Here is a 12,251-nt window from a genome sequence, read left to right on the forward strand (position 1 = left end):
AGATGAACGCGATCTGGCAACCGTTCGACCGTCAATACCAGTCCCTGGGTGTGGCGCCGGATTTCAACATTGATCTGACGCTGCAGTTCGACAACAAGCTGCCGGACTCACTGCTCGACCTCTGGACTTCCCGCTGCACTGCAGGCCAACTGCCGGCACGTCGGGACTTCGACATGGACAGCCTGCGCCCCTATCTCGGCTGGTTGTGCCTGCAGCGCGTCACCCCGGACCGGTCCGACATGGTCCTCTCCCTGGTCGGCACCAACATTGTCCGGAACGTGGGACGCGACTCGACCGGGAAGAAGCTGAGCGAGGTCCTGCCGGAGGGCGTGCGGAACATCTCCATGCAGCTCCTCAGGTATCCACGTCCCCTGCGCCTCTGGGGTCCGGCCGCCTGGCGAAAACGCGAGTTCCTGCGGCACGAGGCCCTGATGCTGCCCCTCGCCCACGATGGCGTCGAAGTGGATCAGGTGATGATACTGGCAATGTTCTACAGCCCTCCCGACACGCCACACCGCACCTGACGGATACGACATGATTCCCGACCGCCGGTCGGCATGGCGAGAACCGGACTGCGACACCGGGTCCGTGGGTTGTGCCGGTCCGGCTCTGGACAAAGCATGCCACCAGGGATAAGGCCGGTCGCGAAAACGGGATGTCCGTCGCGGCTCCTCCACCCAGAACGAGAAGTTGCTGGCCTCCGTCCGATTGAGCGGCGCAGGGCGCACCAGTGAAAAGGCAGACATGAATCGCACCTGGCCCGCCCAAGATTCCCGACTGGAAGCACTTTCCGCCCCACCAGAGTTCTATCTGGACCCCGCACTGGCATTTGATGACCCACTGGTCGCCTCCCTGCTGACCCTCTGGGAAAGCCGGTATGTCGGCGAAAGATTGCCCGCGCGGTCCGATTTCACAGTGACGGAGCTTCAGCCCTACTTCGGATGGCTCTGCCTGCTGCGCGTCAACCCGGACCGGCAGGACCTGGTCTATTCACTGGTCGGCACCCGCATCGTCGATCTGGTCGGTCGGGACAACACCGGCAAGGCCGTGGGCGCGTCCATGCCGTCCTGGGCGCTGGAGACCTACCTGTGCCTCATGGACACCCCCCGGCCAGTCCGGAGCTGGGGCACCGTCAACTGGCGTGGGCGTGACTTCCTGAAACAGGAATCCCTGATGCTGCCGCTGGCCACCGATGGCCGGACAGTTGACCAGTTCCTGACCATCATGACCGTCCGCTGAGACGTCGGACCCGTCCCGCAGCCACGCATTCTGTATCTGCGCGCCCGGTTCAGGCATCATGGTCCTGACCGTTCGCCGCAGGAGGGAGTGACCGATGAAGCCAGCCTTGAGGATCGGCGTCGCCTATGACTTCCGCAATCCACCGGATTCCGGCATCGCCAACCCGGATCTCTATGCCTCGATCATGGATCAGGTGGCCTGGCTGGATACGCTGGGGCTCGACCTCGCCTGGTTCACCGAGCATCACTTCCTCGACGACGGCTACCTGCCGTCGTGGATTCCGGTTGCGGCGGCCATGGCGGCACGCACGAAGCATGTGCGCCTGTCGTCGGACATCTGCCTGATGCCGTTCCAGAACCCGGTACGGCTGGCCGAGGATCTGGCCGTGATCGACAACATCAGCAACGGACGGGTGGAGATCGGCATCGGCATGGGCTACGCGCCGCACGAGTTCCGCGGCTTCGGCATTCCCGTGAAGCAGAGGGTGTCACGCACGGAGGAAGGGATCGCGGTCCTGCAGCACTGCTTCTCCGGCGAGACGTTCAGTTTCACCGGCAAGCGGTTCCAGTTCGAGGATGTGGTGATCAAGCCGGGTTTCGTGCAGCCGGGTGGCCCGCCGCTCTGGATCGCCGCCATGTCGGAGGCCGGCGCCCGTCGCGCTGCCCGTTTCGGCACCAACCTGCTGCCCCAGGGCACGCGGGCAGAGGTGCTGGACCCCTGGCGGGAAGACATGACGGCAAAGGGCATTGACCCGGACACCCGGCGCATCGGCATCATCCGCTCCTGCCTCGTCACCGACGACCCGGAACGCGACTGGCCCGCCGTGAAACGCGCGGAACGCTATCGCATGGAAGTCTACCTGCGCTTCAACCGCGAATCCGGGGACGGCCTGTCCAGCACGACCGATGTCGGCCGCATTCCCCAAAGCTGGGTAGTCGGCGACGTGGACCATTGCGTTCGCGAACTGACCGCCTTCGTGACCGAGTTCGGCATCACCGACCTGGTCACCTGGGCCGTCCCGCCCGGCATGACCACCGACCAGATGAACCCGCACCTGGAGAAGTTCGTGAAGGAAGTCGCGCCCCGGCTGAAGGCGGCGGTGGGCTGAATTACCCCCACAGATCCGCAGTCGCCGGACTGACGGTCGAACCGTCGAAGGTCAGGCCCGGTTCGCGGTCCTGTTTCAGCATCAGGGGGCCGTCGACATCGACGAAGTCCGCGCCCTGCGCCACCAGCAGGGCCGGGGCCATGGCGAGGCTGGTGGCGACCATGCAGCCGACCATGACCTGGAACCCCTGTGCCCGGGCGGCGTCGCGCAGGCGCAGCGCCTCGGTCAGGCCGCCGGTCTTGTCCAGCTTGATGTTGACGATGTCGTAGCGGCCCCGCAGCGCGTCCAGGCTGTCGGTGGCGTGGCAGCTCTCGTCGGCACAGATCGGCACCGCCCGGCTGACCGTGCCCAGCGCGGCGTCGTCACCGGCACGCAGGGGCTGTTCGATCATCCGCACGTCCAGTTGGGCAAAGGCGGCGAAGAGGTCATTCAGCTGGTCGGGCTTCCAGCCCTCATTGGCATCCACGACGAGGATCGAATCCGGGGCTGCCTCCCGAACGGCACGGGCGCGCACCACATCGCCGTCCGGATTGCCGAGCTTCAGTTTCAGCAGCGGGCGATGCGCCTCCCGCGCCGCGACTTCCGCCATCTTCTCCGGATCGTCCAGGGTGACGGTGAAAGCGGTGGTGACGGGTCCCGGTGCGGGCAGGCCTGCCAGTTCATGCACGGGCTTTCCGGCCAGCTTCGCCTCCAGATCCCACAGCGCGCAATCGACCGCATTGCGGGCCGCGCCCGCGATCATCAGCTCCAGCAGGGCGTGCCGGTCGGCGCCGCCTTCGATGGCCTTCTGCGCCTCCGAAATCTGCTTCTCCACCTTCTCGAAGGTCTCGCCATAGCGCCGATAGGGCACGCATTCACCCCGCCCCGTGACGCCGTCCTGGGTCACCTGGGCAACCAGCACCTCGGCGGTGGTCTTGGTCCCGCGGGAGATGCGGAAGGTGCCCCGGATCGGCCAGACCTCCCGCTGAAACGAAAGCTGCCTCACGCCAGCGCGTCCACCAGCACGGCAACGCCGGTCCGCACCGGATCGACGGTCGGCAGGCCATGCTGGTCGGCGATCATCTTCAGGCAGTCGGCGGCCTCGGCCTCCGGCAATGCGCTGGTGTTCACGGCGATGCCGATGCAGCGGGCGTCCGGGTTGGTCAGGTGCGCCGCCTCCACATGCGCCCGGATGCAGGCGTCGATGGCCGGAATCGGATGTTCCACGTTGCGCATCTTCCGCCGGGTCGGCTCATGGCAGAGCACCAGCGCATCGGGCTGGGAGCCGTGTATCAGCCCCATGGTCACCCCGGCGAAGGAGGGATGAAACAGCGATCCCTGCCCCTCCATGATGTCCCAGTGGTCCGGGTCGTTGGCCGGACCCAGCACCTCCGCCGCGCCGGAAATGAAGTCGGCGACCACCGCGTCAACCGAAATGCCGGAACCGGCGATGAAGATTCCGGTCTGGCCCGTGGCGCGAAAATCCGCCTTCCAGCCCCGCGCCTGCATCTCGGCAGCGATGGCGAGGGAGGTGTACATCTTGCCGACGGAGCAGTCGGTGCCCACGGTCAGCAGCCGCTTGCCCTGACGTTTCGTGCCCTTGCCGGTGGGCAGGCTGCCTGTCGGATGGCGCACATCGAACAGGGCGCGGCCCGTGCGTCGCGCCGCCGCCGCCACCTGCGGCTGCGCGGCGAGCCGCATGTGCAGGCCGGAGGCCACATCCATACCGCTCTCCAGCGCCTCGACGATGGCTGCCACCCAGTGATCGGGCAGGACGCCACCGGGATTGACCGCGCCGATCACCAGTGTGGCCGCCCCCGCCTGCCGCCCTTCGGCCACGGTCATGTCGGAGAGGCCCAGATCGGCCTTGCAGTCGGGAAAGCGCACCTGGCCGATGCAGTCGTCACGGCGCCAGTGGACCACCCCCGTGGCCGTCTTGGCGGCAAGCTGGTCATGCACGTCGCCCAGAAACATCAGGTAAGGGGCGCGGATCTCGATGTTGGCGGTGCTCATTGCTGCTGTGCCTCCTGTGACTGCATCGCGGCCAGTTCAGCCTTCAGCCGGTCCATTTCGTCGGCGGCAAGCTGCACGAATGACTCCTCGTTCCAACGCCGATAATTGCCCAGCGCATAGGCCAGCGCGTTCTCGTAATACATGAACGCATTCATGCGGTTGGCGAGATAGTTGTTGCGTGTCGCCTTCACCACGGCAGGCACGCCGACGACGATGGAATTGGGGGGCACCACCTGGTTCTCCCGCACGAAGGCATTCTGCCCGACGATGCAGTTGTCGCCCACCACCGCCCCGTCCATGACCGTCGCATTGATGCCGACCAGCACGTTGTCGCCCAGCTGGCAGCCATGGATGATCGCATGATGGGTGATCGAGCAGTCCTGCCCGATGATGGAGCTGGTATGGGACCCCACGTGCACCATGCAGAAATCCTGAATGTTGGTGCGCTTGCCGATGACGATGTCGCGTACTTCCGCGCGCATGGCGACATAGGCCCAGACGGACGCCTGTTCCTCGATCGTCACCTTGCCGAAGATGCGCGCGGACTCGTCGATGTAGGCCGGATTGTTGAGCGTGACATCAGGACCGAAGATCGGCATGTCCCAGTTTCCTCCCCAGAGGGCGGATCAATCCCGCCCCGTCAGTGATCGAATTCAGGCCGGTGGAATTCCGGCCGCGACAGGTCGGCGTCCAGCGCCGCCCCGTCTGTCTGTCGCGATGTGCGCCGCGACAGGGTAACGGCCCTGCGCTGATAGTACAGTGCGCGCTGGCGCTCGTAGTGGTTCTCGCCATTGCGTATGGCTTCCTCGGCGGGATAGGCGATCATGCGGTCCGACAGTTCCTCCACGGTACCGTGGACGATACGGCCCGGCACCCGGGTGACCAGCGCGAAGGGGTCCGCCGCCTCCGCCGCCGCATAGCCGAACGCGTCACGCAGGTTGGTCGGCCCCAGCACCGGCAGCACCAGATAGGGACCCGGCGGAACACCATAGCTGTGCAGCGTCTGCCCGAAGTCGGCGTTGTGCGGCTCCCACCCGAACCACATGTCGGCAACATCGAACAGGCCCCCCAGGCCCAGCGTCGTGTTCAGTGCGAAACGCCCCACCGACAGGCTGGCCTGCGTGAACTCGCCCTGCAGGATGTCGTTCACGAAGATGATCGGTTCGCTGTAGTTGTGGACCGCATTGGCGATGCTGGTCTGGACCGGGTCCGGTGCCTTGTCCAGCAACCAGGCCGCAGGACGCAGCACCACCAGGTCCACCGCCTGATTGAAGCTGTAGAAAAGCAGGTTCATGGGCTGCAGCGGATCCCAGGGCTGCTCCACAGCCACGAGCGGGGGCAGTTCGGCTGAACGCTTCGGCCCGGTCCCCGATGCTGGCCCGGCCCCGACCGATGGCAGCGGGGCATCCGAAACGGCAACCGCCGGGCCGGTGCGGAACCGGTCGAGGGCAGGCTGGTTGTACCAGAAGCCGACCGTATCCGCGCCCTGCGCGAACGCAGGCTGTGGCGGTGTCGGCGGCGTACCGGCGGCGGCGCGAATCTCCGTGCCGAAGCCCGGGAAACTGCCACCCACCGCGCGGCTGATCTGTCCCCGCGCCTCCGGCATCTGCTCCGAGAGATAGCCGACGATCGCAGCGGCGCGCGACGGGTTGCCTGCCGCGTTGATCACCGCGACGGAGGCGACATGTTCATTGCCGGGTCTGAGATCGCTGAAAGCCGGGTTTTCCCGCGCCTCCGCATTGCGTGCCCGGGCCTCCGCAACACCATGGTCGAGGCGCTGTCTCAGGTCGGGCGGCAGATCCGCCTGTGCATTGGCGGTTCCGAGCAGAAGCAGCAACCCGCACAGGACAAGCAGCCCACGACGAAGCAACTGCCACGCCACGGACGTCACTGGGTCACCGCCGTGGAAGGCGGGACAGGCACGAAGGTATCGGCGAACCGTACTGCGGCGGCAACATCCATGATCCCCAGCTTCTGTTTCAGGTCTTCGGCCATGGCGAGAGCATCAGGGTAATCCTGGCGGGCGGCAAGCAATGCGAAGCCCAGCGCCGTGACGGGATCTGCCGCGACCCCCTCCCCCATCACGAGGCGTCGGGCATAGTGATCCTGTCCCCCGGCGTGACCGTGACGCGCCGCGCGCCCGAACCAGTCCGCGGCGGCGACCGGATCAGCCGTCACACCCTGACCGTCGCGATAGATCTTGCCCATGTTGTATTCCGCCTGTGGCAGCCCGGCGTCCGCTGCCCGACGCAGCAGTTCAAGCGCCCTGGCCTCATCCTGCGGCACGCCGACACCCATCAGGTACATCTTGCCAAGGGTATAGGTCGCCCTGGGCAGACCGGATGCTGCGGCCTGCTCCAGCCGCGCGCGGGCGGCCTCCAGACGGGCGGGATCTCCCTCCGCCTGTTCGAGTTCCATCAAGGCGAGATTGTGGGCCGCGATCAGCAGGCCCTGATCCGCCGCAGCGGCCCAGAGCTCGGCCGCGCGCGCGGTATCCTGCGCAACACCCTCGCCGGAATCATAGAGTGTTCCCAGATTGAACTGCGCGGCGGCATTGCCGTCATCGGCCAGGTCCTGCCAGATCTGCCGTGCGCGCTCGAAATCACCGTCACGATAGGCATTCAGCCCGTCGGCAACCGTTTCCGCCATGGCAGATGGTGCCAAGGCGATGACCAGCAGCACCCAGCAAAGAACGCGGCGGACACTACTCCGCCAGGCCGCTCCGATCTGCATCCGAACCCTCCGTCAGTCGACGAGGGAAACTGTCACATACTGGAGGCCGGGCGCAACTCATGAACGTTCTCGGCTGCCTTGCCGGATACGCGGAGATGACGCGGTGAGGTGCTGGGCTTCGCCATGCCGCCTGCCATGGTGGTTTCCAGCCCCCAGGGGGACGTCATCAGCCATTCGGTCAGGTCATCGGCAGGAAGCGGACGTGCCATGTAGTAGCCCTGCGCGAAATCACAGCCGACCTCGCCCAGTGTGCGCAGGGTCTGCTCATCCTCGACCCCTTCGGCCACCACGGTCATGCCGAGGTTGTGGCCGAGTTCGATCAGGGACGAGACGATCACCCAGTCGTCCGGCGATGTGGCCATGCCGATGACGAAGGACTTGTCGACCTTCAGTTCCTCGACCGGCAGGCGCCGGATGTAGGAAAGGCAGGTATAGCCCGTGCCGAAATCGTCGATGGAGATGCGAATGCCCAGATTGTCGAGCTGGTTCAGCGTTGCCGTCGCGCGGTCGACGTCCAGGATGATCGCGCTCTCCGTGATCTCCAGCACCAGCTTGGTCGGATCGGAGGACCACTTGCGCATCATGTCCTGCACCTGGGCCGGGAAACGGGCGTCCTGCAGGGTCTTGGCCGACAGGTTGACCGCGACGGTGAGGTCGATGCCCTCCGCCCGCCAGGCCGCCTGCTGGGCCAGCGTGTGGTTCAGCACATGCATGGTCAGCTTGTCGATCAGCCCGGCATCCTCGGCCAGCGGGATGAAGTCGTCGGGGAAGACCATGCCGCGGTCTGGATGACGCCAGCGAACCAGTGCCTCGACACCATGGATCTGCTGCTTGCGCATGTTGATCTTGGGCTGGAAGGTCATGAACAACTGGCGGTCGCCATCGTTCAGGGCGTGCTTGAATTCCTCGACCAGGGGACGGCCCTTGTCCTGATCATGGTGGCGGCCCGCGACATGGACCGCGAATCTCTGGTTGTCACGCCGACCGTCCCGCATGGCGTTCTCCGCGCGCACCAGCAGGGTCGATCCCTTGGTGCCGTGGGTCGGATACAGCGCGATGCCGATCCGCATGCCGATACTGAACGTGTGGTCATGCAGCTCGAACGGCATGTCGAGCGCGGCGATGATCTTGGCCGCCGCGCGCTCGGCCCCTTCCTGGGTGGCGCCGGTGGGCAGGATGACACCGAATTCGTCATCGCCCAGACGCGCCAGCGTGTCGGAGCGGCGCAGGGCGGAACTGATCCGCTCCGACACCGCACGCAGCAACTGGTCACCGACATGGTGACCCATCTCGCCATTGATGCGATTGAAGCCATTGATGTTGCAGGTCAGGATCGCCAGCGGTGTCCGCTGCCTGTCACCCAGGGACAGGGCCTGGTCGAGGCGGTCGAAGAACAGCGAGCGGTTCGGCAGATCGGTCAGATGATCGTGCAGCACGTTGTGGACGCGCTGTGCCTCCGCCAGGCTCAGTGCCCGCTCGGTGCGGGCGGACCGGGACGCGTTCCAGATCGCACGCACGACACGGTCGATGCTCAGGTCCCTGCCGGTGATGCAGTCAGCCACATTGGCACGCATCAGTTCCACCATCTCCGAGGACGAGAGACCGTCCGCGACCACGATGATCGGCAGGTTGATGGCCTTGTCGAGCAGGCGATTGCGCAACGCCTTCGGCGCGTCGGCGTCGGTTCCCATGTCCAGCAGGATGCAGTCGAACTGATCCGCCTCGGCGGCCTGAACCGCCTCTTCCAATGAGGCGACCCTGTGACCGACGACCGTGGTGCCGCCGACACTCAACCTGGGTGCTATCTCATCGAGGCGACCGTGGCCGGAAGACACGGTCAGAACCTGAAAACGACCATTGTGCATACTGCTGCCCCTGGGCATGAAAACTCCTGCACGGCCTTCTGCCATGTCCACGATCCGCAGCTTGCTCCCGTAACCGGAAAGCCTGGTTCTGCAAGGGACCGGCTCCCAGTAGTACCTATGACCTGTAAATATCCCCTTAATCAGGTAACCCTTCCGGCGTGCCTTGTCCGACCGGTCTCAGTAGGTACTTTCCCACTTAAGGTACTTGTACCGGTCGCCGGAGGTCACGGTGACCTTGTGAAATCCGCCCTGGCGTCCCAGGGTCAATGGCACCGCGACACCGGGATTGCCCATCGTCCAGACCTTTCGGTACATTTCCGCCATGGTCCGGACCCGTTCGCCGTCGACTTCCAGCACGATATCTCCAGGTCGCAGTCCTGCGGCCTCCGACGGGCCATCGACGGCGACGTATGTAACCACAACATACCCCCTCTGATCGTCGGTGAAGATGCCAAGCCACGGACGTTCCGAGGCCACGCCGCGCCCCGCGGTCAGCATGTCGCCCAGCACCGGCTTCAGGGAATCTATCGGAACGAACATGTTGCCCGGACGGCGCGAGGGCCTGCGTCGCGCATCAGGCACGAACAGCGAGCCGACACCCAGCAACTGCCCTTCAGGACCGAACAGTGCCGCCCCCTGCCAGGCCGGCACCGGAGGCATCGTGAACAGCGCATCCTCCAGCAGATACTCCCAGTAGGCGCTGAAATCCCGGATGTCAGCCACGGCGACGGGCCAGGCGGCTTCCTGTCCGCCATGACCGGCCACCAGGGCAGGCGCTTCCCGCGACAGTCCGGACGAATTTCCCAGCCGTGCGGCGGGTCGGCGCAGTGATTTCCGGGCGCGCAGAAGGCCGAGCCCGGTCGCGTGATCGTAGGCGACAACATCGGCGGCGACCGGGTTCCCGTCGATGTCGGTGACGGTCGCGGCCATCGCCTCGAGAATCAGATAGCCGATGGTCAGGACCAGCCCGGAATCATCGACAACGATTCCGGTACCTTCGCGCTCGGTGCCCAGTGCCTGCGCCGTCCGGCCATCGGGCGCGATTTCCGTGTTCACCCGAACAAGACTGTCCAGTGCCCGCAGTAACGGCGTATCGTCGGCCCTGGCACTCCCGGGACTGCTCAGGACCGTTGCAAGGATCAGAAGGACAAGGCAGTGAAACATTGCACGCATGATCGGATCTCCCTTGCGGTTCAGCCTACGCCTGGCGACGCCGTGCAGCCAGCCTCCCTGCATCACGAGAAAGCGACCGCACCATGACCCAGCCACCACCCGCGCGTCCGGGGGATGCGATCGCGGACGTCGATACCCCTGCCCTTCTGGTCGATCTGGACGCGTTCGAGCGCAATCTGCAGCGCATGCAGCAGCTCGCCGACTCGTCAGGGGTTGGCCTGCGCCCGCACGCCAAGACCCACAAGTCCGTGGATGTGGCGCTGGCACAGATCAGCCTCGGCGCTGTCGGGCAATGCTGTCAGAAGGTGTCGGAAGCCGAAGTGCTGGTGCACGGTGGCATCGGCAACGTGCTGGTCAGCAACCAGATCGTCGGCCCGCGCAAGCTGGAGCGTCTGGCACGGCTGGCCCGCACGGCGACAATGGGCGTCTGCGTGGATGATGCGGCGAACATCGACGACCTCTCCGCCGCCGCAACGCGGATCGGTGTCGGGCTGGACGTCTATCTGGAGATCGATGTGGGCATGGGGCGCTGCGGTGTTGCGCCGGATGCCGGGGCGGTCGCGCTCTGCCGCCGGATCGGTGAGGCGCCGGGACTGCGGTTCGCCGGGATCCAGGCCTATCACGGCAAGGCCCAGCACATCCGGGGCGCGGGGGAACGCGCCGGCGCAATTCGCCATGCAGCCGGGGCGGTGCAGACGATGCTCGATCTGCTGGCAGCGGCCGAGATTGCCTGCCCGACGGTCACCGGGGCGGGTACGGGCACGGCACCCTTCGAGGCCGAATCGGGCCTCTGGACCGAGTTGCAGGCCGGGTCCTATGCCTTCATGGATGCGGACTATGGCCGCAATCTCGACGCCGATGGCGCACCGGACCGGCGGTTCGAACACAGCCTCTTCCTGCTGACCACGATCATGAGCACCGCCCGCGCAGGCACCGCGATCTGCGACGTCGGTCTGAAGTCCACCAGCTTCGAATCCGGCCTGCCGCTGGTCGTGGACCAGCCCGGCGTGACCTATGCCGGTCCATCGGATGAGCATGGCACCCTGCGCCTGGACGGCGGGGCAAGGCTCGACCTGGGGCAGAAGATCCTGCTGATCCCGGGGCATTGCGACCCGACCATCAACCTGCACGACTGGTATGTCGGCCATCGCGGTGGCGTGGTGGAGCGGATCTGGCCCGTCTCCGCCCGTGGCGCATTCTTCTGAAGGAGCCGTTTCGATGAACGCACAGCCAGCCATCCTGACCGTCGCGCCGAACGGCGCGCGCCGCACCACAGGTGACCATGCGGCGCTGCCCGTGCTGCCAGCGACCCTTGCCGAGACCGCGCGTGCCTGCCGCGAGGCAGGCGCGGCGATGATCCACCTGCATGTACGGGATTCGGGCCAGCGCCACAGCCTCGACCCTGAACTGTACCGGCAGGCCACCGCCGCGATCCGGGCAGCCGTGGGCGATGACCTGGTCGTGCAGGCCACCAGCGAGGCGGCGGGAATCTACCAGGCACCGGCACAGCTCGCGGCCATGCGCGCGCTGGTGCCGGAGGCGGTTTCGCTGGGACTGCGGGAGTTCGTGCCGGATGAGACGGATGCGGACGCCGTCGATGCCTTCGCCCGGTTCCTGGCCTTCGCGGCTGAACAGCGGATCATGGTGCAGCACATCCTGTATGACGACGCCGACGTCCGGCGCTTCCAGCGCCTGCGGGCGCGACAGGTCGTGCCGCAGGGGCAGCCGAACGTGCTCTTCGTCCTCGGCCGCTACAGCAAGGATCAGCAGTCGGAACCCGCCGACATCGACCCGTTCCTCGCCGCCATGCGCGCCGCACCGGATCATGCCGGCTGGCTCTGGTCGGTCTGTGCCTTCGGGGCGCAGGAAAGCGCCTGTGCGGCGCGTGCGCTGGAACTCTCGGGCCATGCCCGGGTGGGATTCGAGAACAACATGCAACTGGCCGATGGCAGCATTGCACCCGACAATGCCGCCCTTGTCCGACAGGCCGCGAAAGCCGCGGAAAGCCTGGGTCGCCCGCTCGCCGACCCGGCGACGGCACGCAGGCTCATGACCGGACAGGGCTGAGACAGGACCTTCAAAGCTCATACCCGATGACCATATGGGGTGCTGTCAGACACGTTCAGTATCCATGGAGGTAC

The 12,251-nt window shown here is 66.0% G+C and carries 12 protein-coding genes; 5 read left to right on the forward strand and 7 right to left on the reverse strand.

The genetic code is table 11. The annotated features are described in order from the left end of the window. Positions 1 to 2: 2 nt before the first annotated feature. From QGV55_RS14565 to QGV55_RS14575, 3 genes are all read left to right on the forward strand, one after another. On the forward strand, positions 3 to 524 hold the full coding sequence (locus tag QGV55_RS14565) for a hypothetical protein (protein ID WP_281016056.1): 522 nt from the start codon (positions 3 to 5) through the stop codon (positions 522 to 524). Positions 525 to 744: 220 nt separating this feature from the next. Continuing rightward, positions 745 to 1,239, forward strand: a complete 495-nt coding sequence (locus tag QGV55_RS14570; protein ID WP_281016055.1) for a PAS domain-containing protein — start codon at positions 745 to 747, stop codon at positions 1,237 to 1,239. Positions 1,240 to 1,333: 94 nt separating this feature from the next. Continuing rightward, positions 1,334 to 2,347, forward strand: a complete 1,014-nt coding sequence (locus QGV55_RS14575; protein ID WP_281016054.1) for an LLM class flavin-dependent oxidoreductase — start codon at positions 1,334 to 1,336, stop codon at positions 2,345 to 2,347. Position 2,348: 1 nt separating this feature from the next. On the opposite strand, the gene dgcA is transcribed toward QGV55_RS14575, so the two are convergent. From dgcA to QGV55_RS14610, 7 genes are all read right to left on the reverse strand, one after another. Continuing rightward, a complete protein-coding gene (gene dgcA, locus QGV55_RS14580) occupies positions 2,349 to 3,332 on the reverse strand; it encodes an N-acetyl-D-Glu racemase DgcA (RefSeq protein ID WP_281016053.1) in 984 nt (327 codons plus the stop codon). Continuing rightward, positions 3,329 to 4,324, reverse strand: a complete 996-nt coding sequence (dgcN, locus tag QGV55_RS14585) for an N-acetyltransferase DgcN (RefSeq protein ID WP_348637690.1) — start codon at positions 4,322 to 4,324, stop codon at positions 3,329 to 3,331. Before dgcN ends, dgcA begins: the two co-directional genes overlap by 4 nt. An 11-nt stretch (positions 4,325 to 4,335) precedes the next feature. Continuing rightward, entirely contained in the window at positions 4,336 to 4,938 is a 603-nt protein-coding gene (locus QGV55_RS14590) for a gamma carbonic anhydrase family protein (RefSeq protein ID WP_281016051.1), read from the reverse strand. 41 nt (positions 4,939 to 4,979) lie between these two features. Beyond that, positions 4,980 to 6,230: a VacJ family lipoprotein gene (locus QGV55_RS14595; protein ID WP_281016050.1), complete on the reverse strand. Its 1,251-nt coding sequence runs from the start codon at positions 6,228 to 6,230 to the stop codon at positions 4,980 to 4,982. Further along, positions 6,227 to 7,072: a tetratricopeptide repeat protein gene (locus QGV55_RS14600; protein ID WP_281016049.1), complete on the reverse strand. Its 846-nt coding sequence runs from the start codon at positions 7,070 to 7,072 to the stop codon at positions 6,227 to 6,229. Before QGV55_RS14600 ends, QGV55_RS14595 begins: the two co-directional genes overlap by 4 nt. 32 nt (positions 7,073 to 7,104) lie before the next feature. Beyond that, positions 7,105 to 8,865 (reverse strand): EAL domain-containing protein, encoded by a 1,761-nt coding sequence (locus QGV55_RS14605; RefSeq protein ID WP_281016048.1) that lies wholly within the window; start codon positions 8,863 to 8,865, stop codon positions 7,105 to 7,107. A 249-nt stretch (positions 8,866 to 9,114) separates the two neighbouring features. Then, positions 9,115 to 10,110 (reverse strand): S1C family serine protease, encoded by a 996-nt coding sequence (locus QGV55_RS14610; RefSeq protein WP_281016047.1) that lies wholly within the window; start codon positions 10,108 to 10,110, stop codon positions 9,115 to 9,117. 83 nt (positions 10,111 to 10,193) lie between these two features. Between QGV55_RS14610 and QGV55_RS14615 the strand changes: the two genes are divergently transcribed. Both QGV55_RS14615 and QGV55_RS14620 read left to right on the forward strand, forming a co-directional pair. After that, the gene (locus QGV55_RS14615; protein ID WP_281016046.1) at positions 10,194 to 11,315 is read left to right on the forward strand and encodes a DSD1 family PLP-dependent enzyme; all 1,122 of its coding nucleotides are present in this window, start codon (positions 10,194 to 10,196) and stop codon (positions 11,313 to 11,315) included. Between the two features lie 13 nt (positions 11,316 to 11,328). Further along, entirely contained in the window at positions 11,329 to 12,177 is an 849-nt protein-coding gene (locus QGV55_RS14620) for a 3-keto-5-aminohexanoate cleavage protein (protein ID WP_281016045.1), read from the forward strand. Positions 12,178 to 12,251: the final 74 nt, after the last annotated feature.

The organism is Minwuia sp. IMCC3009, from assembly GCF_029909415.1.
GTDB lineage: Bacteria > Pseudomonadota > Alphaproteobacteria > Minwuiales > Minwuiaceae > Minwuia.